Consider the following 24,575-nt stretch of genomic DNA (forward strand, 5'->3'; position numbering starts at 1 on the left):
ACGAAGACACTAAGACACAAAGAAGTTTACCGTTAAGTAGAATTTTTGGCATTGCTGAATTGAAGTATGAAATTTAAAAACTTAACATCTTAAACTCTTACTCTCTGCGCCTCTGTCTTGAAAAGTTCTGTTCGCCGGAAGCCGGCGCTCAGACTTTCCGCTGCGTCTCTGCGTGTTAGCGTAGCGGGGCGTAGCCCGATAAATTCATACCTGGATTCAGCAACGCCGAATTTTTTATCGTCCACCTACGGTAATCGAATCAACTTTGATGTGGGGTTGTCCTACTGTGGTGTAAATACTGCCGCTAATAGAGCCACAAAAACCTGGTGCGATTTCCAAATCTTGAGAACACATGGAAATTTTGTTCATAATTTCCTTGGCTTCACCGATAAGGATGGCTCCCTTTAGTGGTTTGGTGATTTTGCCATTTTCAATTAAATAAGCTTCATCGACACTAAAGTTAAATTGGCCTGTTGCACCAACACTACCGCCGCCCATCTTTTTGCAGTAAATGCCTTTATCAATAGAGGCAAATAAATCTTCAATGCTATATTCACCAGAATCAATATAGGTATTACGCATTCGGCTAGCAGCGGCATAGGTGTAATTCTGGCGGCGTCCACTTCCAGTCCTGGGGTGTCCGGTGCGTGAGGAACCGGCTCTATCTGCTAAAAAGTTTTTGAGAACGCCTTTTTCAATTAATAGGGTTCTTTGAGCAGGCATACCTTCGTCATCCATGTCAATTGTCCCAAAGGCATTTTCAGCACGCCCTTCATCCCAGGCTGTCAAACTTTCGTGGGCAATTTTTTCGCCTTTTTTGTCGGCAAAGGGGGTAGTATTGCGTTCAATTTGAGTGGTTTCCAGTAAGTGTCCACAGGCTTCGTGGAAGATGACGCCACCAAAGTGATTCGCCATAATGATGGGGTAAGTGCCTGATTCTACGTAATCTGCATAGAGCATTTTCCCAGCGGATTCGGCTATTTGCTCGGCGGCTTTTTGATAATCCCAAGTTCTCAAGAAGTTAGCATCGCTAGTGTTACCAGCACGTTCACCGATTGAGGAGCGATTAGCACCATCAGCAGACAGGAGGTTAAATCCTACTGACTGGGTAAGGCGAATATCACGAGCAAAGGTACCATCGCTGGCGGCGACTAAAACTTCTTGCCAATCCCGGAAATAGGTAGCGCGGCGTGATTGGACGTGGCTAGCTTTTCGCTTTAGCTGGGCGGTACCATCAAGGAGAACTTCTCCCATTTCCCGGATGGAACTACACAACGTCAGCCATCCATCTTTGCCTCTTTTTGTGGCGTAGTCTCTCAATAATTCCAGGTTGATTTCTGGGATGAAAGCGTTAGGAGCGGGTAGTTGTAATCCCAGGATAGAAAGACCTTTTTCTAAGGCTGCTTTCAAACCGGAAAATGAAAGGTCATTGGTGCTAACGTAGCAGTCGGCTTTGCCACGAAACACTCTGACGCCTGCACCTGTAGCTAGACTTGGTGAAATACTGGTGATGGCGTCGTCTTCTGCAAGACAACTGATGTAGTTGCGACGTTCTAAGAATAATTCGATGAAGTCAGCGCCAGCGGCGCGTCCTAGTCCCAGGAGGGTAGCCAGAGGGGCTTCCCAGGTTTCATCGAAACGCTCTGGGGTGGAGGAATATTGTAGGGTGGGAAGTTGATTTGAGAGAATTAGCGTACTTGTAAGCATGGGTAGCCTCGTCTGCTGGCGTAATCAGAGATTTGACTGAAAAATCCTGGTGTGTTCACTCTAGCAAATTTACCCAGATGACATCTGGCGTGGCTTTTTGAAAAGCAACTTGGTTTTAGCTACTTTGCTTGATTTCCTTTGTTCATCTCACGCCTACGCAGTTTTACCAAAATTCGGACTCGCCGTTTAAATGCTTCAAAGTCTTCAGCGCTCAATTTGGTTTTCTGCCACACTGGGCGTTGCATCAAGCGCTCAGACCATTGATTCAGCTTGGGGTAATTACTGAGATGGAAACCTAAAGGAGGTAATGAATGGATGGCTATTCCAGCAACGATATCAGCCAAGGTTAACTGCTGACTGCCAAAAAAAGAGCGATCGCCTAGCAATTGTGTAAAAAACTGCAATACTTTATCTATATTCTGCTTTGCCTGTGCAAATTGTGGTGAATCTTCACTTTCATAAATTAGTGCAATCACTTGCGGAAATAATTCATTTGCAGTTACCATTTGCACCATCCGCACTATTGCTAATGCTTGAGGTTCGGTAGGTAGCATTGCAGGTATGGGATATTTACTTTCTAAATAGTCCATAATTGCCAGAGATTCTACAATTTGAAAACCGTCATCCACCACAACCGGAATGTGATGAAAAGGGTTGATTGTCAAAAACTCTGGTTGTAGCTGATCACCATCTAAGTTAAGTATGATTGATTCAAAGGGAATTTCCTTTTCTAGTAAGGTAATCCACACACGGCGAGCATTAGGCGAGAGAGGATTGTAGTAGAATTTGAGCATATAAAATTCCTGAAAAAGTTGATATTTTAATTTGTGCCATAGATTTAAAGATGGCTTTCTATATATTGATTTAGATGATTCACTGCTCTTTGCATGTGAATCGCATTTCCGTATAGTTTGCTCATCATAATTGCTCCTTCTAAAGTTGCAGTTATGATGGTTGCGATTTCATCAGCATTCACTTCCGGGCGAATTTCACCCTTTTCAATGCCTGTTTGAATAATTCGACAAATTAGATTCAGCCAAGAGTTCATCACTTGTTGAGTGCGATCGCGCAATGCAGGATGAGCATCATCACTCTCAACAGCAGTGTTTAGCAGTGGACAGCCTCCTTGAACTGGTGGGTTGTCTACAAAACCACTAAATACGCTAACAATTGCTTGAAGACGCTCAATCGCATGATGCTTGCTTCGCAGTACAGATCTATAGTGTCTACTAACACAAGCGATCGCAAAATCAAAAGCCTGTAATGCTAGCTCATCTTTGCTTTGGAAGTGATTGTAAATTCCTCCTTTCTGCAATCCGGTGACACGCATAATATCTGACATAGACGAGCCTGCATAACCTTGTTGGTTAAACAATTCCGCTGCTTGTTGGAGAATTCTGGTTTTTGTTTCTTCGCCTTTAGACATGAAAGTTTTTCCGACCGATTGGTCTGATTGAGGTTAGCATGACATTTACTTGAGAGTCAAGTATTGGGTATTGAGAATTAGAGGTTGAGAATTAGGGATCAGGTATAAGAACCACCACAATATTTTGCGGTTAAGCACTAGCAGCTATCAAATTTAGGGCTGAACATCACAAAATAGTCGTAATAGCCTAAACATATATTTTTTTGTCAAAATCAATACATTTTCCTTATTGATTTTAAGATTGAAGTATATAAGCTTAGCTAAAAGCTTCTCCAGTGGATTTGGTAAAACCACAGGAGTCAAATTACGACATTCAAATCTATTGTTTAAAACAGGAGATGGACTGTCATGACACAGCAAAATGCTGCCCAACTTTTTAAAGCTGTAAAACAAGACCAAGCATTAAAGGAAAGACTTAAAGCTACAGATGACCCGGAAGCTTTCGTCAAAATTGCTAAAGACCGTGGCTATGATTTTACTGTCGAAGAACTGCACACTGAGATTAGTAAATTGTCTGAGGAGGATTTAGCAGCTATTGTCAATCCAGGCTTAGCACCTAGACGGCACATTCATCCCAGGTAGTTCTTGAAGAGAGATACTAAAGTGTAGAAAAAACTAAGCAACTTAAATACACTTTTTACTTTTACTAAGAAGTATTGACAAGAATCCACCGTTATAGTCGAAAGCTTGGCGGTGGGTATTTTATTTTATCTAAACAAACAATCTTCCCACTAAACAAACAAAACCAGGTAACAAAGGTAAGTTAAGTTGATCACTAGCAAATACAGTTGGGTGGGCAGTACCCACCCAAAGTTAGATTTAAAACCTACCTAGCCGCAAAGTAGGCTTCTAACGCCTCAGAACCCCCAATTAATTTTCCATCGATAAATACTTGAGGAACTGTTGTTGCACCTGTAACTGCTCGTAAAGAGCGTGTGGTAATATCCTTACCCAAGGTGATTTCTTCGTAGTCTATGCCATTTTCTTTGAGCATTCCCTTGGCACGCGCACAGAAGGGACAACCCACTTTTGCAAACAAAGAAACGACTTCGGGCTTCACTGCTTTGGGGTTGATATATCTGAGCATCGTCTCGGCATCGGACACTTTAAAGGGATCTCCTGGCTCGTCTGGCTCAATAAACATGTTGTCAATTACACCATCTTTCACCAGCATAGAATAACGCCACGATCGCTTACCAAAGCCCAAGTCTGATTTATCTACTAGCATTCCCATGCCTTCGGTAAATTCACCATTGCCATCGGGTATTAGTTTGATGTTTTCTGCCTCTTGATCTTTTGCCCACTCGTTCATTACAAAGGCATCATTGACAGAAATACAAACAATGTCATCTACACCGTTTTCTTTGAAAACCCTAGCCAACTCGTTGTAACCAGGGAGATGAGTTGATGAACAAGTCGGAGTAAAAGCACCTGGTAAGGAGAAAACCGCGACTGTCTTACCCGCAAACAGGTCATCAGTTGTTACATCTACCCATTGGTTATTTTGACGAGTACGAAAGGTAACTTTGGGAATTCTTTGTCCTCGGCGATTGGAAAACATAATTTTGCCTCTTGAAGTAATCAATCCACTAATAACCCATGATGGGGGGATTGGTCTAATCTAACTGTCAATCAGTTAGCATTCATTGATAAATGGGGCGATCGCTGCGACAAATTCAGCTGTAGATTCGTATGGTAGGACATTGCGCCCGTTCATTTTAATCCCACGACCTTGAGGCAAACAGGCGAGGTAATCAGCTAAACGTTCATCTGGTGTTTCTTTTTTACCTTCTTGGCTGATACTCGATGCTGTTTCTCCGACAACTACCAGTGTTGGTTGCCCAATTGAGGCGATCGCGCTACTATAATTCTGCCGCCAAAATCCTGCTAAAAAAGAAAATACTGCATGGCGATTCTCAGGATTTTCTGCACCTGCGACTAAAGCATTCAACCACTCTGCATCGACAGCATCCTCTGAAGCGAAGAGTTGGCGAGTCGAGAAAGAAGTTAAAAACTTTGGCGTGCGTGCATAGCGATAAAAAGCATTCCCAAAAGGTGAATCTAAAAGATTCCAAAGCAGTTTTTGCTGCCATTCTGCTGATTGTTTGGTAATCACAGCCCAAGCTGGCGGCCCAGCAAGTATAAGTCCAGAGATTAAATTTGGTTCTTTTTTGACTAATTCGATTGCAACTGGTAATAAAGCACCTTGCACTACCATAATTACAGGTTTTTGCACTACTGTCTGTAAAAAGTATTGCAGTTGTCTTGCCCAATCACTAGGAGTGTAAGCCACATGAGGCATCTCACTTTCACCGCATCCCAATAAATCAGGATTGTAAATTGGATTTTGATGACCTGTGTTATACCATTCGTGGCAAAATCGCCGCCAAAATTGCCGAGATAATCCAACGCCAATCGGATGAATTAACAGCAAAGGAATACCTTCAGGCGTTGAATTAGTTGGTTGATGAACTTCGTAAGTACAGCGATAATTCTGCCAAGTGTAAAACTGCGTGGGAGATGCTGTCATCAATGTGTTAGTTACAGCAGATGGTTGCATAATTCTAAGCTCTTGATATCTGCTAAAAAATTATTTGTGGATGGATAAATTGGTATCCGGCATCTTTAATCTTTTGATTAGATACCCAGACATTATATGGACGATCGCTTTTAACAGAAGCATCCCATATAACTTTAGGTAAATTGTGTTTATCAAACAGAGTATCTAGGAATTCTCTGCTAGTGAGATGTGCATCATCCACTAAATTATAAACTCCTTGCAAGCGGTTGCGACGAGCAAATTCTATTGCACCAACAATATCATCTAGATGAATCCAATTCGTGACATCCTCGCCGTTACCAGGACGGGTTGCACCAGGATATCTACTAAATATTTTTACCAATTCTCTACCAGGTCCATAAATTCCTCCTAAGCGCAAGATACAAACGCGAAGATTTTCATTAGATGCTGATAGCAAAACTTCTTCGGTTTTTCGCAGAATTTGGGCATTAATATTAGCAGGTGCAAGCGGTGTTTCTTCATCTACCCACACACCATTTCTATCACCGTAAACTGCATAACTACCTGTATATATTAACTGTCTAACACTGGGAGCCTGCTGCAATACTGAAACTAAAGTTTTGGCAGTTTGCAAATAAGTTTCTTCATACGCATCTGCACCTTTTGCACCAATACTCAAAAGGACAACATCTTGATTCTGCAATAATGATTTTAGACCATCTCGACCATTACCTTGGGTAACTATAACTCGTTGGGCAATTGGTTGTAGTGCTGGGACACGCTCAGGGGAAGTTGTTGTGGCACTAACCACAAAATCCATAGTTTGCTGCCAATATTGAGCAACCACATAACCAACATAACCACAACCAATAATTGCAATGTTCATGACAATTTAGACACAAATAAATTAAACTGCTTTCTGGAATCAATATTTTCACCCAATCAGTTAACAGTCTTTCAGTTGAGAGTTAGATTACCCACTTCTAAAAGCAGGAAATTTCAGATGGGGATTTAGATTCTAACTCAAACTTTGATAACTGTTTTAATTAAGTAGCTGAGTAGAGTTAAACTTAATAATCCAACAACTAATAGTCAATATTATAAAACTTTTTAAATATTGACTATTGACTATTATCTATTTTGCTAATTCTTGCTCAATTATGGCAATTACTTCTGGTGAATATGGCTGAACACTACTTTTAAATCGAGCTACTACTTCACCTTGCTTATTGACTAAAAACTTTTCAAAATTCCAAGCAACAGGTTCCGTGGGTTCAACTGCGTTGGTAAGTCGAGCATAAAGTGGATGTAGCTGTGAGCCTTTAGCATGAACTTTATCAAACAGTTCAAAAGTAACGCTATAGTTACTCGTGCAGAATTTTACAATCTCTTGATTGCTTCCTGGTTCCTGCGCTCCAAAATCGTTGCAAGGAAACCCTAAAATACGTAACCCTGCTTCTTTATACTCTTGGTTCAACTTTTCTAGCCCATGATATTGGGAAGTATAACCGCAGTAGGAAGCCACATTCACAATTAAGAGAACTTTTCCGGTGTACTCGTTTAGTTGTTTATCCCCGCCGTTGATGGTTTTGACTGCAATGTCAGAAATTGTGCTAATCATCTTGAATCTGATTTCTAGGGAATATTGCCAAGTTTCGCATATTGCAGGTACTACAAACTTGGTTTTTTTGAGGAAATCAGGTTAGTTAATCTTGTTTTCAACTACTGATGAATCGAGCCATCAGGCATGATAGCTCCAGTTAAATTAGCACCAATCAGTTTAACTAGCAAGCGATCGCCTGAGCGAATCCGCGCACCTGTAAAGTCAGCTCCTCGCAAGTCGGCCCCACTTAGATCTGCTCCAATTAAATTAGCAGCACGCAAATTTGCTTCCCTGAGATCGGCTAAAAGTAGGTTTGCTCGAAACAAATTTGCTTCAGACAAGTCCGCTCCTCTGAGATTGACTTTGTGCATAAAAGTATCACTGAGATTAGCACCACTCAAGTTGGCATAACTCAGATTTCTGCCAGATAAATCTTTGTTGCTCAAATTTGCTCGACTGTAGTCTTTGCCACTCAAGTCTGGGTTTCGCTTCGCTGGTTGCTCAGTTTTTGGCTCGGTTTTTGGCTCTGCTTTTTTCTGCTTTTGCGGTGGCGGTGAGCTAGGCGCGATGTGATGTTTGACTTTTTGCGATCGCAATTTATCACGAGCTTCATTAATTGCTTTGAGCTTATCTTGTGCTTTCTGATGTAAGCGCAGATTTTCTCTGGGAATGCGATCGGGATGCCAAACAAAAACCAAATCCTTATAAGCCTGGTTCACTTCTTCAAGTGTTGCCCCAGGCTCCAATTCCAAGACTCTATAGTACCGCTCCAGCTCGCTCATACAACGTTTTGGTGGACAATCAACTTAATTATGAGTGATACAAACGTATATCGGCTGCATCTTTTCTCAAATCTCTTTGATGAACCAGCTTTTTGGCGGTAGCTAATCCAATTTTGCTCTCATCTCCAAGTACAACAATTATTGAGCCACTGCATAGCAACTAATCTATGGAGAAGTTGTATGGAGGAGAACGCCCAAAAAAATATTGTACAAGCTTATGGCGGCAAATGACAAATAATCAGGATTTATGCAATTGGAGGGTCAAGGGGAGCCAGCGCCGTGGTGAGACAGTCCGGTCTTCTCCCAAGGGGAGACGCCCGCCGTAGGATGCCCAAAGGGCTGTAGGGCGATAGCGTTCGCGCAGCGTCTCGTAGAGAAGCGGTAGCGAGTCATCGAGCGTCTGGGGGTTCTCCCCCAATCCCCACTCCGTGGGGGCCCCGAGTCCCCCAGGAGGAACTGCCGTTAGCGCAGTGGTAGCGACGTAGGAGCGTCAAGGGTTTCCCGCGCCACTTGCCACAACGGGGGGAACCCCCGCAAGGCAGTGGCTTGACTTGAGGCGACTGGCGTTCAAGGGTCAAGGTTTTTTCTGGATTGTTGACTTTTGAATGCCTATTTTGTGTGCAATACCACAGTTCTGGCTCATTTAGACAACTTTTGCAAAAAATATAGCCGATTACGAATTACGAATTACACTAGAATCCAGTTTTCACTAGGGTTAGAATTATCCCCACTAAAGAACCTATAAGCAGTATTATGATCATCAGCGCACTAATCGCAAAACCAACAGTCCGTTTTTCAGGAGCTTGATAGTAACCAAAAGCGTATACAATGCGACTTATGATCCAAACTATGCCAAGTACGTTTGCCCAGACTGGGGATACAAATGAAGAGAATAACCAGAGGCTAGGCAAAAATAGGATTAGTTGCTCTACAGTATTTTGCTGGATACGCAGCGATCGCTCGAAGTAAGGGTTGCCTGATATCTGAGGAGCCAGAATCTTAAATTTTACTCTAGTTCTAGATACATTGACTGTAATACCAAAGTAAACAATTAAAGCTAATACAGTTATCAAACTAGTCCCAGGTGACATGCCGTAAACTCCTAATTGAAAAAACGTCAGATGCTTTAATAGTCGTTTTTAGACGACTTGAGCTATTAGCCATAGGTTATAAACCTATGGCGGTTATTATGAGGAGTGCAAAATCCCAGATTCATTAAACAATAAGTTTTTGCAACACAACACATAATATTACAACTATGGTGTAGTCAAAAAACCACTACATTTAAAGTAGGAAAGATAGGTATTCAGCAAATTACTCTCTACGGGAGGACATACAATGTCAGTGTTTGCAAGTGCAGCCAGTGTTTCTTGGCAGCTAATCTGCATTCTTCTAGATTGCTGATATATTTCAGTAATGGTGAGTTGTTTTTCAGTCCATCTTTTAACAAAGAAAGGCAAGAGAGGATATAAAGGATTTTCAGCAAAGCGACCTTGTAAGTATGCTGATAGAAGTGTGGTGGTGAGGGCTACTTTTGCTTGACTATCGGTAACGATCGCCTGAAGTCTAGAAAGCGATTGATTAGGCCGGGGTGGATAAGCCGGAATCGCGATCGCCACAACCACATAAAACTACCAAAAACTACCAAGCCTGGGATCATTGTCGGCTCAGGAACCGGTTTGATAGATTTGTAGTTTTTGATTGAGAAGGATTTTTCTGGCTCAAGCTTAAAATCCCACTGGAAAGCATAACTATTTTCACCAATCAATGGCCCAGGAAAATTATTTAAGGTAGTGGGAACATCGTCTTCCAATGCCTCTAGGATTTGAGAAAAAGGAGACACCTGATAATAACTTGCTACGGGGTCAATAACTTCGGTTGCCCAGGTAAATGTATCAGACTGTAGAGCTTTATTACTACCTATTTTGATTGTGTCCTGCTGACCGCTTTCATTCAGATCAAAGTCAGTGTAGTTAAAGAGGTGGAAATCTAACTGCTCAGAACCAGTATTTTTAATCCTGATATTTTCAAATAAGTTAGAGCTACCACTACCCATAGCACCACCATCCAACGTCAAATCAAGCGCCACTTCAAAGCCAGTACCAGCGTATGCCACAGAGAGTTGCTTATCAGCTGGTTGAGATTGTTCGAGGCGAATCAAATTGAGCGTATTGAGCGAATTTTCTCTACTTTGAGAGCCAATACGATACCAGAATTGGTTCTGGAACAATTGATTTACATCATCAACAGTCCACAAAATTAGACCATTATTTGCTGGATTATCTGATTTATCGGGGTCAAATGCAACTATCGAATTGTCATCACTGAGAGCTACAACAGCAGACTTAGCTGGTCTGGCTGTAATTGCTATGGTTAAAGAGATGGCGACTGTCGTCACCAGCATATATTGTCTTTTGAAAAACTGATTGCAGCGTTTTCTTAACATTTTTGTAGCTTCTTGCTAAATAAGTTTAGTTAAAGGCAATCCCAAAAGCAGAATATTTCAAACTAGGTTTGTAGTGAGCGCTTCAGCGCTCAGACCAAGAAATAAAGTCCTCACTACGAACTTATTCATCCATCAAAGTTGATGTGGTGGACTACTAGTTATTTAAGAATATCTTCTGCCAAAATCCGTTCTAAGCAGCGCTCTGCTAAGGCTGCAATGGTAAAAGAGGGGTTTGTGCAACCTGTTGAGCCGGGGATGAGTGCGCTATCAACTACATACAGTCTTTGATAGCCAGAAACTCGACCGTATAAATCGCAGGCTTTTCCTAAAACGGCTCCACCTAGAGGATGAGCAGTCAGAGTGAAAATAGCTCCACTTTTAACTGGATTTTTTTGATAACTGTGACTACCCAGTGCTACATCTGTTTGTGGCTGGAAACTCGAAATTGCATTTTTTCGATCTAATAATTTGAATGCAAATTTCGTTAGTTGTAGGACTTTCGGATCTCCTGTGCCATTACCACTATCTGGCCAGTTAAGTTTGACTGAACCTGTTGTGTAATCGTAGTTAAATTTGCCTTTAACAGAAGGGATTGCAAAGCTAACGGTTCGCAAGAATCCATCAGGAGCGTTCCATGTGGGGGCTAATTGGATAGCGATGGGGCCGAAGGGGTTGTCGAAGTACTCAATAACTGAAGTTCCCGGCCCTCCTTGTCCTGGGTTGGTCGGTTTTGGTAGACCTGAACGACCAGCTAAAGCATCTCCGTTAGTTCCCCACTCTAGACCAATGTAGTTATTTAAACGGGGTAGGGTTCCTGTAGCCTTGGCTTTAACTAGAAGCGCGGAGGTTCCCATAGAACCAGCTGCTAAAAATAGATATCGACAAGTGATAGTTTTACTAGCAATAATTTCTCCATACTCATTAATTTGGTTGCAAGAGACTCGATAACCATGTCCAGGAACTTCCGAGATTGTTGTTGCTAGATGTAAAGGCAGAATCTCTACATTTCCAGTTTGCTCAGCCTGAGCTAGATAATTACGATCTAGACTATTTTTTGCTCCACTATTGATGCCGTACCAGTGTTCGCCAATAATAGCGCCAGGAACTTTAGTTCCTTGGATTTCTTGCCGAATCACATCCCAATCTATAGCTACATCTAACAAACGACTGGGTAATCCGGCATCTGCTCCTTGTTTAAGAAACAATCGCGTTGACAAGTAGTAGCTACTAGCCAAAATATCTTGAGGAACTATTGCTGGCTTGAGAACAGAACGGACACGAGGATAATAAACTCGATCCATCTGGTCGTAGTCAATCTCTTTAGGAAAGACACGGTAGAAGAGTTCGCGGGGAGGTTGGTAAGTATAGCCGTTATAGACTAAGGAGCCACCGCCAACGCCAGCCCCACACAGTACAGCAATGCCGTTTTCGATTTTAGTCTCTAGAACGCCTGTGTAGATAGGTACGCGATCGCCAAAAAAAGTTACCGGACTCAGCCACGCAGCCCGACCATCAGGTTGACGAAATGTCGCAAAGGTGTTTTGTTGAGGTGTAATCGGCCAACGACGACCACGTTCTATAAGTAGTGTTTTGATACCAGCTTGCCCTAAACGCAAAGCTGCAACAGCACCACCAAAACCACTCCCAATCACTAAAGCATCCACAGACTCATCACTAGCTCTAGCTAAATTAGCTGTGCCTAATGAAGTCATTAACCCAGCAGAAAACAGGGCGGCATTTTGCAAAAAATTGCGCCGTCCGTATGGCTTTTTATCAAGCATGAATTTCACACACACCTGGTAATTATTCTCTTGTTTATACCAGATAAAATTGTTATTAATTAGAACTTAATGACAATTTTATCTGTTCGTAAATATTTTGGTATCAAAAGATTGCAGACTTAGCGAGACAACTCAGTAGCACTATCAGTTGCTTCAATCCAACAACGCTGGCGCTGGAATGGATAAGTCGGCAATTGGAGACGGCGATATGGATAGTCTCGGTCAAAGTTCGACCAGTCTACCGATGCACCAAGTAAGTATAATTCCCGTAAACTTTCGAGCGTTTGTTGCCAATCTGACTGTCCTTGACACAGACCGGGAAGTTGCAGTTCTAAGTCATCTGACGAGCCGTATTGACCATTTTCTTCAATCTCTGGCTCAGAGCCGATTTCCAATCCAGATGCAAATCTCTCTGACTGTTGCAAATGATTTAACCAATAATCGGGGGTAGCAATCTCATCTGTAACCAACTTGCCAGTAAGACTGGAAACTAAGTCTATGCTGGGGGTTGAGTAAGTTACTGCTTGGGCAATTTGCTCAAATGTATATCGCGTTTCGCTTGTTAAAGTTGGCAAAGTGGCAGTTGCACTTTTGCAACCATTAACGGCAGATTCAATTGTTGCTGCTACCTGCGCCAAAGGTATGTGCATCAAACCAGCTCTTGCGGTAATTAACTTTAGTCCATCTTCCAAGCTGAAAACCCCAGCAATGCAAGCAGCGACATATTCCCCAACAGCGTAACCCATGACAGATGAAGGTTTTATACCCCACGACTGCCATAATTTCGCTAATGCATACTCTAAGGCAAATAAAGCTGGTTGGTTATAAATATTTTCACTTAGAGAAGAAGTTTGACCAGATACAGGATAAAGAACTTCCAGGAGAGACTTTTCTAAATAAGGACGCAGAATTTCATCGCAACGATCTAGGGTTCGACGGAAGACAAGCTGAGTCCTGTATAACTGTCGTCCTATATTGACATACTCTGAATTCTGACCGCTGAATAAAAATGCTATCTTTCGACTCTTGGGGGTTTGTCCCTGACTGCTGGCTAATCCTACAGCCTCCCTTCCTGCAATAAAAGCACTTAGTTGCTCACGCAGTTGCGTGGTAGACTGTGTTACCACAGCGAGACGATAGGGAAAATGCGATCGCCCTGCATTAGCAGTAAAACAAACATCTTCTAAAGCTGCTTCAGTGTGAGACTGCAAATAGGTTTCATAACGGGTTGCGAGTTCCCGCAGTGCCTTTTCACTTTTTGCAGACAGAGTTAACAAGTGTACGGGGCGTTTGTTATCACTAATTGCCGTAGGCAAAACGGGCGCTTCTTCCAGAATCAAATGGCTATTAGTACCACCAAAACCAAAAGCGCTAATTCCGGCTCGACGGGGTGCTGTATCAACAGGCCAGGGTTGACACTCGGTGGGGATAGAAATCGGAGTCCCTGTCAAAGAAATGCGGGGATTTAGATTTTTCAGGTGTAGGTGCGCTGGAATCTCTTGATGTTTGAGTGAGAGAACCACTTTAATCAAGCTAGCCATTGCGGAAGCCGATTCCAGATAGCCGATATTCGTCTTAACTGAGCCAATCCAACAAGGCTGATCTGGTGAACGATCTCGCATCAGCACTGTTTTTAAAGCATTAGCCTCGATGGGATCTCCTAAAGGAGTGCCAGTACCGTGAACCTCAACATAGCTGATTTCGGCAGGTGCGACTTCAGCATTTTCCAAAGCTTGAGAAATTACTGCTTGCTGAGCCGGGCCATTGAATGCTGTCAGTCCATTACCAAGACCATTTTGGTTAACTGCTGAGCCTTTAATCACAGCCAGAACATTATCTTTGTCCCTAACAGCATCAGCAAGGCGCTTGAGAACAACTACACCACAACCCTCACCCCTAACATAACCGTTAGTACTAGCGTCAAAAGTCTTGCAGCGACCATCTGGAGCCATAACACGCGCATGAGAGGAAGCGATCGTTTCCTCCGGGGATAGAATCAAACTCACGCCACCAACTAGCGCCATCTGAGACTCTCCAGTCCGTAAGCTCTGGCAGGCCAAATGTACTGCGACCAGTGACGAAGAACAAGCAGTATCTACAGCCATACTTGGGCCTCGTAGGTCTAACACATGAGACAGGCGATTGGCAGCAATGCAATGATAAGTGCTGGGGCCGTGGTGAGCGTTAACGCGGGAGATATCCTTGCATATAATCCTGTCGTAATCATTATGGCTGATAGCGATAAATACTCCTGTCTTGCTACCAGCCAGCTTTGCTGGTACTACTCCAGCATCTTCTAGAGCTTCCCAAGCAACTTCTAATACCAATCTATGCTGGGGGTCTATTAACTTGGCTCTGCGTGGCAAAATTCCAAAGAAACCTGGATCGAATTGATCTACTTGATTTAGAAAACCACCCCAGCGGGTGCTCATTTTGCCTGGTATACCTGGATTTGGATCATAGAAAGCATCGATATCCCATCTGTCTGAAGGCACCTCAGTGATGGCGTCCCCACCAGACCGCAGAAGATTCCAGAATGACTCTGGGTTCTCAGCACCGGGAAACCGACAGCCAATACCAATAATAGCTATGGGTTCCATTTCAATATCTCTACTTATTTAATTGCTCGTATTTCTAGTAGTAGTGCGTCAAGTTTAAATTGATGGATAAACAAGTTCGTAGTGAGTTAGCGCGGTGAGTCCAGTGCTGCGGGAGGGTTTCCCTCCGCAGGCAACTGGCGAACCCGAAGGGTCTTGGGGGTTTCCCCCATGAGCGACTAACGAACCCGAAGGGTAAGGACTTTAGTCCTTCTTGAACGCTGAAGCGCTCACTATGAACCTATCAAATCAAATTTGACAAATTGACTAATTAATCACGAGGGTTATCTATGCGTCGCAGTGTAACTCGTAATAGTCCCATTGTCCCCACATGGAAACCGATGATCGAAAATTTCAGGTATTTTTCATAGCGGCTGACTACTTCTTCACCAACCAGATTGACCGCTGCTACGCGGTTTGCTTTCAGTCCCTTTTGCCAAGCTCTCAGTGTACGTGCGTAGTGTTCGCGGTCATTTCTCAGCGCCACAACCTCAAAAAGTCTCTCACTTGCTGTGGCAATGTCTGCTAAACGAGGTAAGTCTGATTCTGGGAAAATCTCAGTAGCATAAAACTGACTGAAGTCTTCACGGCGGGAATTTTCATAAGAAATGCTTTGGAGCGATATACAACCCCCTGGTTGCAGCCACTCATGACATCGCTGGAAGAATGCCCGATAACCTGCTATTTTCTCATCTTGAGAAAGATTCAACTGGGCAAAGTGTTCAAATGCACCAATGGAAATAATTGCATCGTAAGGTGCTGTGGGAACATGGTCTGACCAGCTTTCAACTCTGGCATCAATTTGTGGCTGATTGAATGACGAAATCCACTCTGCTTGGCTATTGCTTAAAGTTAAACCTACAGCTTGCTGAACACCATGTACTTCCACTAAGCGCTTGAGTGTAGAACCCCAGCCGCAGCCCACATCTAAAACTCGTTTAGCATTGCTAGCTCTAGCTTGATTGATATGATAGTCAAGTTTTCTAATTTGCGCTAACTCTAATGTGTCATTATCTTCCCAAAGCGCAGCTGAATAAGTGTTGGTAGAATCGAGCCAAAGTCTGTAAAACTCATTACTTACGTCGTAGTGATGCTGAATTGCCTCTGCTGATGCACCGGGATTCTGAGTTGTTAAAGTGGTCACAGTGTTACCTCAATTGATGACAAAATATTGCGAATTAATCTGATTGTGGGAAAAGCGGGATGATTTATCGGGCTACGCCCCGCTACGCTAACACGCAGAGGCGCGGAGGCGCAGAGAGTATGATTTATGAGTTAGTTCGATCTGCCACTAACTGCTCAGATAAAACTTCAATAGTTGGGTAATCGTACAAGATGGTTGGTTCTAATTCGTATCCCAGTAAGTTTTCTAAGTCACCGGTCAAACCAATGGCGGCTGAGGAGTCCAAACCGTAGCGCTCAAAGGGAACGTTGACATCAATTTCAGATTGGTCGATTTCTAGTAGTTCAGATAGATAAGAAATCAACCATGTTTGAATCTCTGCGTTGGTTAGGGGTTGTTTACCTGCATCTGGTGTAGCGTTGTCAGGTAGTGAAGTTGTAGAGGGGGTGGTTAGAGTGGTCATAGTGTTACCTTAATTGATGACAAAATAATTACTAATGAATCTGATTGTTGGGATTGATTTATAAGTTAGTTCAGGCTGCCACTAACTGCTTAGATAAAACTTCAATAGTTGGGTAATCGTACAAGATGGTTGGTTCTAATTCGTATCCCAGTAAGTTTTCTAAGTCACCGGTCAAACCAATGGCGGCTGAGGAGTCCAAACCGTAGCGCTCAAAGGGAACGTTGACATCAATTTCAGATTGGTCGATTTCTAGTAGTTCAGATAGATAAGAAATCAACCATGTTTGAATCTCTGCGTTGGTTAGGGGTTGTTTACCTGCATCTGGTGTAGCGTTGTCAGGTAGTGAAGTTGTAGATACGTGTTGGATAGCCATTATGAAAATCTCCTTTGGGGTGTTATTGCACTAAATCTGCATTCAGGATTTGAATTGCTTTCTTTAGTTATTAATCAGTTAATCTTGTAACTTTTATGCATTTAGAGATATGCATTTAGAGAGATTTGTTAAGCGATCGCGCATTTAATTTCTATGCTTTCTACTTGGGATAGATATGCGATCGCTTAGCTGTTGAGTTAGGCAGTTCTGGTTTTTGCTTCCATCATGCGTGCTGTCGGCGTCTTGACATCCCAGACTAAGCCCAGTTTTTCCAGTGCGCGAATTACCCAGCCACTTGGATCAATTTGCCACCACTTCAACCCTGCCATTGCTGAGTTGGGGAAAGCGTGGTGATTGTTGTGCCAGGATTCGCCTAATGTGGGGATAGCTAACAGAAAGTTGTTTGTACTCATGTCATGGCTTTCGAGGGGACGACTACCAAAGACGTGTGCAACTGAGGTAATACACCAAACCATGTTGTGCCAGAAGAAAAGTCTTACCAGTCCACCCCAAAGAAAACCGTAGAAAGCACCTGTCCAAGAACCTCTAAGGAAACCCCCCGCAACTGTGGGAATCAAAAAACCCAGGAATACCCAGAGAAAGTACATCTGGCTGACTTTTGAGAGGACTTTATCTCGTAATAAATCGTTGGCGTAGTAAGTTGCATTGGGGGCATCATAATCGATTGTCCAGGCGAAATGTGCGTGCCATAGTCCTCGCAGCATCCCAAAAAAACCTTTTCCATGAAAATGGGGTGAATGAGGGTCGCCAGGGCGATCGCTATGTTCATGATGCAATCGATGCAATGCTACCCAAAAAATTAACGGCCCCTGTGCAGCCATCGATCCCAAGACGGCAAGGACAACCCGCACGGGCATTGCTGCTTGAAAGCTTTTATGGGTAAAGTGTCGATGAAATCCGGCTGTAGTACCGATGCCAATGACAACTGTCAGCGCCAAATAAGTTCCAATCTCGATGGGGCTGAGGGTATTTCCTGCCAGCAATAGCGCTACTGCAATCACAAATCCTAGACAAGATACCAAGCCAACTGTCAGAGCATGAATCTGCTGTAAAGTTTTTAGGTAGCTACTCGTTACAGTTTTTTTCTGTCTCTTAACCTTGGTTGGAGCTTGTGTATCCGTTTCTGCATAAGAATTGTCAGCACTTGCAACCATAGACATTTCAGGTATTTGCGAATTCAAAACTTCCATTTTTCACCTTTTTGGTTTTTACTTGTTGTATTTGTGGAAAGGGCGGGCGAGACGCCCTTTAAATTGCTGCAAGCTGTGAGGTTACAAGTCTACTGAAGATTCAGACGGGTTCTTCTTTCTGGCATTAATCAAACGTTGTGTAGGTCTTTTGACATCCCAGGCTAAGCCCAGCTTTTCTAGCGCCTGAATTGTCCAGCCAGTTGGATCAATTTGCCACCATTCCAAACCAGCGATCGCAGAGTTAGGAAAGGCATGATGGTTGTTGTGCCATCCTCCGCCCAAGGTAGGTATGGTCAGTAAGAAGTTGTTTCTGCTATGTTCGCGGGTATCAAAGGCACGGTTACCCCAAATGTGGGCGATTGAGCCAATACTCCAAGTGGCGTGCTGTCCTACAAACATCCGCACGAAGCCCCCCCACAATAACCCTTTCAAGGCTCCTAACCATGTCCAGGTGATAATTCCTCCTAAAACAGCGGGGATAGCAAGACCGATGATGATCCACACTAAATACAACTGACTAATCTTGACAATTAGAGGATCTTGAATTAAGTCTTTGGCAAAGAACACGGCATTTGTCATCTTGCTGCTGAAGAACCAGCCAATGTGAGAATGCCATAAACCATGCCACCAACCTAATTGCTTACCTTCGTGAATATAAGGTGAATGAGGATCTTCAGGCAGGTCGCTGTGCTGGTGATGGTGGCGATGGGTAGCTGCCCAATAAATGACTGGCCCTTGACCCGCCATCGACCCCAGGATTGCCAGGATTGCTCGGACTGCTGATTTAGCCTCAAAGGATCTATGGGCAAAGTGTCGATGAAAACCCACTTCAGTCGCACCAACAGTTATGATGTACATGCCCAAAAACAAACCGATTTCTACTGAACTAATACCTGTAAACCAAAGTAGGGCAATAGCAGCGACAAATCCGATGGTGGGGACTAAGACAGTACCTAGAGCAAAACGTCTTTGGAGATTTTGTAGGCTTTGATTCTCTATAGTTTTGCTTTTCTTGCGCCAGACTTTTACTGTTTGAGTGGTCATGATTTGTTGTTAACTCCATTCAGAAAGATGAGAACGATCTAGTTACTAATTGTTTTTAGCCTTGAGTTTAGACTCAATCATCTGAGCTGTAGGCTTCTTGACATCCCAAACCAAGCCAACTTTTTCTAATACCCAAATCACGTAGAAACCAAAATCTATTTGCCACCATTTCAATCCAAAAAGTGCTGAGTTAGAAAAAGCGTGGTGGTTGTTGTGCCAGGCTTCTCCACCTGTGGGGATAGCTAGCCAAATGTTGTTTCTACTATGTTCTTTGGTATCAAAAGGACGGCTACCGCATAGATGAGTGATGGAGTTAATACTGCTGGTAAAGTGAAATATGAGGAATAGCCGAACACAACCACCCCAGAGAAATCCCAATATTGCACCCATAATCGTCCCTGTGAGAATTCCTCCCAAAATGGTGGGTATAGCCAGACCCAGCAAGGCCCAAACGTAGTAAAGCTGGTTGACCTTAGAAATAACAGGGTCACGAAGCAAGTCTTTAGTAAATAGGAAAGTATTGGTGATTTCGTGCTTAAACATCCAACCAATATGTGAATGCCATAGCCCTCGCAACCCGCCTAGAGATTCACTTTCTTGGAAAAATGGGGAATGAGGATCTCCAGGGCGATCGCTATATTGGTGGTGTCGTCTATGGTTGCTCACCCAATAAGTTATTGGCCCCTCACAAGCCATAGATCCCAAAATAGCTAAGATAACTCGGACAGCAGTACTAGTCTGAAAAGCAGTGTGTGCAAAGTGTCGATGAAAACCTACGGTAATTCCTACCAAGGTCAAGATATACATGCTCACTAACAATCCTATTTCCACTGCACCTATCCCTGAGTAAAAGGCGATCGCTAATGCGGCTACTGAACCCACTAAAGGAATCCACAAAAGAGCTAAAGCATGAAGCCGTTGCGGTGTTCTTAGGTAATCACTCTTAATGGTGATACTCTTTTTGGCACTAGGATTTACCAGCAGTTCGGCTGGTATGGCACGATCAAGCTGCATTGACATTTTGTCTTTCCTGATTATTTTTGACTTATAAATCTCTTGAGGGACTGAAGATACTCTGGGTAAAGCTGTTGTGAAGTACCATGCGAGAATTCAAACTCTCATTCTCTGCGTTTCTGTCTTGAAAAGTTTCCTAGGTCGGGCTAACCCTCCTTCTCCTGACGGAGACGCTACGCGAACAGAACTTTTCGCTGCGTCTGTGCGTGAGACAAATTCATATTTTCACTCAACAATGCCCTTTATCAGTCTACTTTGATAGACTTTGTGTCACCTTGAACCTTAGAAGTCTGCAATTGCTGCAACAGAGAATCAACTTCAGCATTCAAATGCACAAACTTTGTTTTGCTCTGAGGATTCTCGCTCCAATCTTCCACTACATCCAAGCTTCCAGTTAAGAAAGCAGCTCGACAAGCGTGGCGCTGAATCTTACCACTCGAAGTTTTGGGAATACTTCCAGTCTTCACTAATACCGCAGCATAGACTTGCTGTTCATGTTCTGTCGCCACCGCTTGACGAATATCTCCAACTACTTTGTTCACATCCAGTTTTCGGAGATAATTTCGCTCTACTTCCTGAACAATAACTAATCGCTCTTTACCTTCTACTTCCACAGTAAACACCGCACCAGAACTTGGTTTTAGTACTGGGTTACTTTGTTCTACTGTTAGTTCAATATCGTGAGGATAATGGTTGCGACCCCGGATAATAATCACATCTTTGATTCGTCCGGTAACAAATAACTCACCATTCCGTAAAAACCCTAAGTCTCCTGTACGCAGAAACGGGCCCTCTCCAGTGTCAGCGAGGAAAGTGTTGAAAGCTTTTTGTGTTTCCACTGGTCGATTCCAATAGCCTTGAGCAACACTCAAACCTGATACCCAAATTTCCCCAACTTGATCAGACGCACAGCGAGTTAAGGATTCAGGGTCAACAATCAAAACTTGGTTAGACAATTCTTGTCCGCAGCCGACAATTTGTCTGACCTCTTCTTTTTCAGGAGTCGCTACTACCACTTGGTTTTGCTCAATATCTTCCTTTTTAACAGAGCAGATAACAGGAGCGGCTTTTTTTAAACCCCCGGTAACAATGAGTGTTGTCTCAGCCATCCCATAGCAGGGGTAAAATGCTTCTCGGCGGAAACCACAAGGCTCAAAAGTTGCTGTAAACCGATCTAGTGTATCTGGACGAATCGGCTCAGCACCATTGAAAGCTACTTGCCAACTGCTCAAATCAAGATTTTCTCGTTGTTCTGGCGTAATCTTTTGAACACATAATTCGTAAGCAAAGTTGGGGCCGCCGCTGGTAGTCGCTTTATAGCGGGTAATCGCATTTAGCCAACGAATCGGTTTTTGAAGAAAGGCTGCGGGTGACATAAATGTTACTGGGAAACCCCCGTAGAGTGGCTGTAACACTCCGCCAATCAATCCCATGTCGTGGTAAGGTGGCAACCAAATTAATCCCCAACTCTTGGATGTATGCTCAAAAGAGTTATAGATTAATTCTGAATTATGCAGCAGGTTGCCATGAGTAACCATTACACCCTTGGGTATTCCTGTTGAACCTGAAGTGTATTGCAGAAATGCCAGCGTATCGCTGCTAACTTTTGGTTCTTGCCAGTCTAACGTTTGTTCGCTGGGATTATCGGTTGACAACCAACGCAGTGAAGCCAATTCTGGAGTTTCAGAAAATCTGTCTTTTAAGTTGGTCAACACAGGTGTGGTAGTCAGTGCTACTGTAGCCTGAGCATCTCTAACGATCGCCATCAGCCTAGACATTTTCTGATTGCGCCGGGGTGGATAAGCCGGAACAGCCACTACATTGGCATACAAACATCCGAAAAAGGCGGCTATGTAATCCAGTCCTGGTGGATACAGCAGTAAGGCGCGTTCACCACTTGCTTTAATTGATTGTAATTGGACAGCGATCGCCTGAGCCTGTTGATCTAACTCTCGATAAGTTAGGCGAGCTGATTCTGTCTCTTCGTCTTGCAAAAAAATAAAAGCAATTTGATCTGGCTGGTGTAGTGCTCTGTGACGTAAAAGAGCAGTTAACGTAGGAAATCTATGCAGATGTTGCCGGGAGATACTTGGTATAAGGTTCTCTAGCATTAACTCAAATAGAAAAACTGTGTGTTACTTACACTTCAATTTGAAAAGCAAAAGTTATGCAGTCAATAACAAAACTTCACAAAAGGATGAGTTAGGCAATTTACAAACCAACCCTAGTGAAACTACGTAATTTGGTCATCTTGTGGTTAGTAGAACCTTAATTTACTGCGTAAGGTACTATCATTTGTGATCCTCACGAAATATTTATTATTTTGTCAATAGAAATAATGCTGAATATGTATATTAATTATGTATAGAAAACGTATAATTTTGGTAAACTTGTAACGTAATCTTAAGTGAATTCTCTCTCGTACCCTAAAAAGTTACAGCAGTTGGCATTTTCATAGATCATACGTAGAGACCGTAGATGTAACGTCTCTACAGGGTTTCGCGTTTTATTTATGTACTTCATGTACCTGACTGAAATCTGCTGTATTTTCATAGCTGTCGCCAGGTAGTTTAGGACAGAAACTACTCATAAAAACCTGACAAAAAGAGACTTTCAAGCCTGTTAATAGTTACCTGCCATAGGTTATCGTTGCTTCGCAAAAGCCAATTCACTTTCAAAAAACTTAGCACCTGTCAGATTAGCGCCAGTCAAGTCACAAAAGTGAAAATTTACCCCTCTTAAATCTGCTAGCGCTAAATTGGCTCCTCTCAGGTCTGCATCAGTTAGGTTAACTCCACTTAAGTTAGCCATACTGAGGTTAGCCCCCTTCAGGTCTGCTAGTTGTAGGTTTGCCTTAGTTAGGTTTGCTCTTACTAAAAATGCCTTACTTAGGTCGGCTCCACTTAAATTAGCTTCATTGAGGTCTGCTGCGGTTAAATCAGCTTGAGTCAGGTTGACTTGATTTAGGTTAGCCGAACTCAACTTGGTATAACTTAGGTTAATCTTACTCAGGTTCATTGATGCAAGCACTGTACATCTCAAATTAGCATTAATAAAATTTCTTTCTCCCATTGCATAGCGGCGCAAAAGTTCATCGTTTGTCAATCTCTCTAAAACTGCTTTTGAATCACCTTGGTAACACCATGCTGCTTCTAATAGTTGGGCAGCAGTATTAATAGCTACCTCATCACACTTGGTCATGATTACACCATTGCAGCCATCCCACTGACCGTTAAGCATCAAGGCAATTTCATCCGCAGCAGTAATTGAATCAAATAACAATACTGATTGTTTCTGCTCTTTGAACCAGCTATTTAAAGCAATCGATATAAAATTTTTCATTTCTATAGTTTCTAGGGTGTTCAGGGACTATTGAGGCTCTAAGTCTAAGGTATTAATAAACTCTGTTTACTTGCCTCTATCTTATGGGGAATGGAGAATTGGAATATTACCTAATAGCTCTAATAGCTCGCAGTGTTAATATAAAGTGATTCTCCGAACTTGATATAACTGGTAAAAAAAGCAAGGCATAGCCTATTACAAATGACAAATGACCAATACTTCTCTACGAGACGCTACGCGTAGCTTGCTTAAGCGTAGGGGTACGCTCAGTACAAATGACAAATAACCAATCCCTTTTACGCTATCTGCCCAGAACTTCATTTCTCCATCGACTTATAGCTCTCAAATAAGCTGCAACTGGAACTTGATAGACCTCAATAAAAATCCAAACAATAATTGATAAATGCGACAAGAAAGTTAATACCGTCCAAATATATGGCATCCAGCTAATGGGCGCTTGTGGAGTAGGCGGAAAATAGTAAGCAACTGTGCCAATTATAGTTGTAGGAAGAATTACAAAAGCAGCAGAGGCTAATCCATAGCCCCAGCCTAACTCCACACCTTCCAACTGCGCTTCTGTCCAACCGAAACCATTCCAACGCCAAATTAAGGGAGGTTGCCGAGAAGGCATCTTGATTTGCTCTAGTTCTAGGTTGACAGTAAAAATTTCTTGGCAAAAGTCACAAGCCATAGCCTCCATCAACGGCATATGAGAAATCTTACCTATCCGACAGACTGGGCAGGGGTAAACTCCGTGATAGTCGAAAGACGTGGCTAAGATTTTGGAACTGGGCATAATCAACTGGTGATCCTAAAAACTTGATCGGGTCAATGAGGACTTGAGTAAGAATGATGAATTTTTAGCATTCATTTTGGATCATTCAATTACGCATTAGCCATGACCTAACAATTTTGGTAAAGTTATGTAACTTTAGCAAGATCTAATGACAAGCGGCCTTCTTAGTCTATACAAACAAGCAACTAGTCTTGATTTCCACAGTCAGTTGTACTGAGTCTATCGCTTTTTTTGAGCGTTGTGGGGGTCTTGACACCGCCGACTCTTTCTGCTAATTTTCTGGATAAAGGTGTAAATTAGATTTTTGTCAGCAAACGTCCCGCAAATGTTCAGCAATAATTCTTAC

Annotated in this window: 24 protein-coding genes; 1 reads left to right on the forward strand and 23 read right to left on the reverse strand. The window is 42.9% G+C overall.

Annotated elements, in window-relative coordinates; genetic code table 11:
* Nucleotides 1-234: 234 nt before the first annotated feature.
* The 3 genes from HCR01_RS14785 to HCR01_RS14795 form a co-directional block, all read right to left on the reverse strand.
* The gene (locus tag HCR01_RS14785; protein WP_193196916.1) at nt 235-1,707 is read right to left on the reverse strand and encodes a TldD/PmbA family protein; all 1,473 of its coding nucleotides are present in this window, start codon (nt 1,705-1,707) and stop codon (nt 235-237) included.
* A 119-nt stretch (nt 1,708-1,826) separates the two neighbouring features.
* Nucleotides 1,827-2,501: a glutathione S-transferase family protein gene (locus HCR01_RS14790; protein WP_193196917.1), complete on the reverse strand. Its 675-nt coding sequence runs from the start codon at nt 2,499-2,501 to the stop codon at nt 1,827-1,829.
* 44 nt (nt 2,502-2,545) lie between these two features.
* The gene (locus HCR01_RS14795; protein ID WP_193196918.1) at nt 2,546-3,133 is read right to left on the reverse strand and encodes a TetR/AcrR family transcriptional regulator; all 588 of its coding nucleotides are present in this window, start codon (nt 3,131-3,133) and stop codon (nt 2,546-2,548) included.
* Nucleotides 3,134-3,481: 348 nt separating this feature from the next.
* Between HCR01_RS14795 and HCR01_RS14800 the strand changes: the two genes are divergently transcribed.
* On the forward strand, nt 3,482-3,715 hold the full coding sequence (locus HCR01_RS14800) for a Nif11-like leader peptide family natural product precursor (protein ID WP_193196919.1): 234 nt from the start codon (nt 3,482-3,484) through the stop codon (nt 3,713-3,715).
* 244 nt (nt 3,716-3,959) lie between these two features.
* Here HCR01_RS14800 and HCR01_RS14805 read toward each other — a convergent pair whose 3' ends face one another.
* From HCR01_RS14805 to HCR01_RS14900, 20 genes are all read right to left on the reverse strand, one after another.
* Nucleotides 3,960-4,694 carry a glutathione peroxidase gene (locus HCR01_RS14805; protein WP_193196920.1) on the reverse strand — a complete coding sequence of 245 codons (735 nt, stop codon included), beginning with the start codon at nt 4,692-4,694 and terminating at the stop codon, nt 3,960-3,962.
* A gap of 75 nt (nt 4,695-4,769) precedes the next feature.
* Nucleotides 4,770-5,693: an alpha/beta fold hydrolase gene (locus tag HCR01_RS14810; protein ID WP_193196921.1), complete on the reverse strand. Its 924-nt coding sequence runs from the start codon at nt 5,691-5,693 to the stop codon at nt 4,770-4,772.
* 22 nt (nt 5,694-5,715) lie between these two features.
* A complete protein-coding gene (locus tag HCR01_RS14815) occupies nt 5,716-6,540 on the reverse strand; it encodes an SDR family oxidoreductase (protein WP_193196922.1) in 825 nt (274 codons plus the stop codon).
* 249 nt (nt 6,541-6,789) lie between these two features.
* Nucleotides 6,790-7,275, reverse strand: a complete 486-nt coding sequence (locus HCR01_RS14820) for a glutathione peroxidase (RefSeq protein WP_193196923.1) — start codon at nt 7,273-7,275, stop codon at nt 6,790-6,792.
* Nucleotides 7,276-7,376: 101 nt separating this feature from the next.
* Nucleotides 7,377-8,039 (reverse strand): pentapeptide repeat-containing protein, encoded by a 663-nt coding sequence (locus tag HCR01_RS14825; protein ID WP_193196924.1) that lies wholly within the window; start codon nt 8,037-8,039, stop codon nt 7,377-7,379.
* A 389-nt stretch (nt 8,040-8,428) separates the two neighbouring features.
* Nucleotides 8,429-8,617, reverse strand: a complete 189-nt coding sequence (locus HCR01_RS14830) for a hypothetical protein (protein ID WP_193196925.1) — start codon at nt 8,615-8,617, stop codon at nt 8,429-8,431.
* 114 nt (nt 8,618-8,731) lie between these two features.
* Nucleotides 8,732-9,130 carry an MAPEG family protein gene (locus HCR01_RS14835; RefSeq protein ID WP_193196926.1) on the reverse strand — a complete coding sequence of 133 codons (399 nt, stop codon included), beginning with the start codon at nt 9,128-9,130 and terminating at the stop codon, nt 8,732-8,734.
* Nucleotides 9,131-9,295: 165 nt separating this feature from the next.
* On the reverse strand, nt 9,296-9,658 hold the full coding sequence (locus HCR01_RS14840) for a hypothetical protein (RefSeq protein ID WP_193196927.1): 363 nt from the start codon (nt 9,656-9,658) through the stop codon (nt 9,296-9,298).
* Nucleotides 9,568-10,443 (reverse strand): hypothetical protein, encoded by an 876-nt coding sequence (locus HCR01_RS14845; RefSeq protein WP_226889346.1) that lies wholly within the window; start codon nt 10,441-10,443, stop codon nt 9,568-9,570. Before HCR01_RS14845 ends, HCR01_RS14840 begins: the two co-directional genes overlap by 91 nt.
* A 200-nt stretch (nt 10,444-10,643) precedes the next feature.
* The gene (locus HCR01_RS14850) at nt 10,644-12,266 is read right to left on the reverse strand and encodes a GMC oxidoreductase (RefSeq protein WP_193196929.1); all 1,623 of its coding nucleotides are present in this window, start codon (nt 12,264-12,266) and stop codon (nt 10,644-10,646) included.
* 119 nt (nt 12,267-12,385) lie between these two features.
* The gene (locus HCR01_RS14855; protein WP_193196930.1) at nt 12,386-14,866 is read right to left on the reverse strand and encodes a type I polyketide synthase; all 2,481 of its coding nucleotides are present in this window, start codon (nt 14,864-14,866) and stop codon (nt 12,386-12,388) included.
* A 268-nt stretch (nt 14,867-15,134) separates the two neighbouring features.
* Nucleotides 15,135-16,007: a class I SAM-dependent methyltransferase gene (locus HCR01_RS14860; RefSeq protein WP_193196931.1), complete on the reverse strand. Its 873-nt coding sequence runs from the start codon at nt 16,005-16,007 to the stop codon at nt 15,135-15,137.
* 124 nt (nt 16,008-16,131) lie between these two features.
* Entirely contained in the window at nt 16,132-16,449 is a 318-nt protein-coding gene (locus HCR01_RS14865) for an acyl carrier protein (protein ID WP_193196932.1), read from the reverse strand.
* Nucleotides 16,450-16,519: 70 nt separating this feature from the next.
* Nucleotides 16,520-16,822, reverse strand: coding sequence for an acyl carrier protein (locus HCR01_RS14870; protein WP_193196933.1), 303 nt, complete (start codon nt 16,820-16,822; stop codon nt 16,520-16,522).
* A gap of 197 nt (nt 16,823-17,019) precedes the next feature.
* Nucleotides 17,020-18,033 carry an acyl-CoA desaturase gene (locus HCR01_RS14875; RefSeq protein ID WP_226889347.1) on the reverse strand — a complete coding sequence of 338 codons (1,014 nt, stop codon included), beginning with the start codon at nt 18,031-18,033 and terminating at the stop codon, nt 17,020-17,022.
* An 81-nt stretch (nt 18,034-18,114) separates the two neighbouring features.
* Entirely contained in the window at nt 18,115-19,077 is a 963-nt protein-coding gene (locus HCR01_RS14880) for an acyl-CoA desaturase (RefSeq protein ID WP_193196934.1), read from the reverse strand.
* A 45-nt stretch (nt 19,078-19,122) separates the two neighbouring features.
* Nucleotides 19,123-20,097: an acyl-CoA desaturase gene (locus HCR01_RS14885; protein WP_193196935.1), complete on the reverse strand. Its 975-nt coding sequence runs from the start codon at nt 20,095-20,097 to the stop codon at nt 19,123-19,125.
* Nucleotides 20,098-20,336: 239 nt separating this feature from the next.
* Complete coding sequence (locus HCR01_RS14890) at nt 20,337-22,202, reverse strand: fatty acyl-AMP ligase (protein ID WP_193196936.1); 1,866 nt, start codon at nt 22,200-22,202, stop codon at nt 20,337-20,339.
* 532 nt (nt 22,203-22,734) lie between these two features.
* Nucleotides 22,735-23,433 carry a pentapeptide repeat-containing protein gene (locus HCR01_RS14895; RefSeq protein ID WP_193196937.1) on the reverse strand — a complete coding sequence of 233 codons (699 nt, stop codon included), beginning with the start codon at nt 23,431-23,433 and terminating at the stop codon, nt 22,735-22,737.
* 301 nt (nt 23,434-23,734) lie between these two features.
* Nucleotides 23,735-24,229, reverse strand: a complete 495-nt coding sequence (locus HCR01_RS14900; RefSeq protein WP_193196938.1) for a hypothetical protein — start codon at nt 24,227-24,229, stop codon at nt 23,735-23,737.
* Nucleotides 24,230-24,575 lie beyond the last annotated feature (346 nt).

Origin of the sequence: Nostoc sp. MG11, assembly GCF_014904695.1 — a bacterium.
Taxonomy (GTDB): Bacteria; Cyanobacteriota; Cyanobacteriia; order Cyanobacteriales; family Nostocaceae; genus Komarekiella.

What these genes read in the sequence shown, in the direction of transcription:
- HCR01_RS14785 (WP_193196916.1), bottom strand. Translation starts at nt 1,707, where the DNA reads ATGCTTACAAGTACGCTAATTCTCTCAAATCAACTTCCCACCCTACAA.
- HCR01_RS14790 (WP_193196917.1), bottom strand. Translation starts at nt 2,501, where the DNA reads ATGCTCAAATTCTACTACAATCCTCTCTCGCCTAATGCTCGCCGTGTG.
- HCR01_RS14795 (WP_193196918.1), bottom strand. Translation starts at nt 3,133, where the DNA reads ATGTCTAAAGGCGAAGAAACAAAAACCAGAATTCTCCAACAAGCAGCG.
- HCR01_RS14800 (WP_193196919.1), top strand. Translation starts at nt 3,482, where the DNA reads ATGACACAGCAAAATGCTGCCCAACTTTTTAAAGCTGTAAAACAAGAC.
- HCR01_RS14805 (WP_193196920.1), bottom strand. Translation starts at nt 4,694, where the DNA reads ATGTTTTCCAATCGCCGAGGACAAAGAATTCCCAAAGTTACCTTTCGT.
- HCR01_RS14810 (WP_193196921.1), bottom strand. Translation starts at nt 5,693, where the DNA reads ATGCAACCATCTGCTGTAACTAACACATTGATGACAGCATCTCCCACG.
- HCR01_RS14815 (WP_193196922.1), bottom strand. Translation starts at nt 6,540, where the DNA reads ATGAACATTGCAATTATTGGTTGTGGTTATGTTGGTTATGTGGTTGCT.
- HCR01_RS14820 (WP_193196923.1), bottom strand. Translation starts at nt 7,275, where the DNA reads ATGATTAGCACAATTTCTGACATTGCAGTCAAAACCATCAACGGCGGG.
- HCR01_RS14825 (WP_193196924.1), bottom strand. Translation starts at nt 8,039, where the DNA reads ATGAGCGAGCTGGAGCGGTACTATAGAGTCTTGGAATTGGAGCCTGGG.
- HCR01_RS14835 (WP_193196926.1), bottom strand. Translation starts at nt 9,130, where the DNA reads ATGTCACCTGGGACTAGTTTGATAACTGTATTAGCTTTAATTGTTTAC.
- HCR01_RS14845 (WP_226889346.1), bottom strand. Translation starts at nt 10,443, where the DNA reads ATGCTGGTGACGACAGTCGCCATCTCTTTAACCATAGCAATTACAGCC.
- HCR01_RS14850 (WP_193196929.1), bottom strand. Translation starts at nt 12,266, where the DNA reads ATGCTTGATAAAAAGCCATACGGACGGCGCAATTTTTTGCAAAATGCC.
- HCR01_RS14855 (WP_193196930.1), bottom strand. Translation starts at nt 14,866, where the DNA reads ATGGAACCCATAGCTATTATTGGTATTGGCTGTCGGTTTCCCGGTGCT.
- HCR01_RS14865 (WP_193196932.1), bottom strand. Translation starts at nt 16,449, where the DNA reads ATGACCACTCTAACCACCCCCTCTACAACTTCACTACCTGACAACGCT.
- HCR01_RS14870 (WP_193196933.1), bottom strand. Translation starts at nt 16,822, where the DNA reads ATGGCTATCCAACACGTATCTACAACTTCACTACCTGACAACGCTACA.
- HCR01_RS14875 (WP_226889347.1), bottom strand. Translation starts at nt 18,033, where the DNA reads ATGGAAGTTTTGAATTCGCAAATACCTGAAATGTCTATGGTTGCAAGT.
- HCR01_RS14880 (WP_193196934.1), bottom strand. Translation starts at nt 19,077, where the DNA reads ATGACCACTCAAACAGTAAAAGTCTGGCGCAAGAAAAGCAAAACTATA.
- HCR01_RS14885 (WP_193196935.1), bottom strand. Translation starts at nt 20,097, where the DNA reads ATGTCAATGCAGCTTGATCGTGCCATACCAGCCGAACTGCTGGTAAAT.
- HCR01_RS14890 (WP_193196936.1), bottom strand. Translation starts at nt 22,202, where the DNA reads ATGCTAGAGAACCTTATACCAAGTATCTCCCGGCAACATCTGCATAGA.
- HCR01_RS14895 (WP_193196937.1), bottom strand. Translation starts at nt 23,433, where the DNA reads ATGAAAAATTTTATATCGATTGCTTTAAATAGCTGGTTCAAAGAGCAG.
- HCR01_RS14900 (WP_193196938.1), bottom strand. Translation starts at nt 24,229, where the DNA reads ATGCCCAGTTCCAAAATCTTAGCCACGTCTTTCGACTATCACGGAGTT.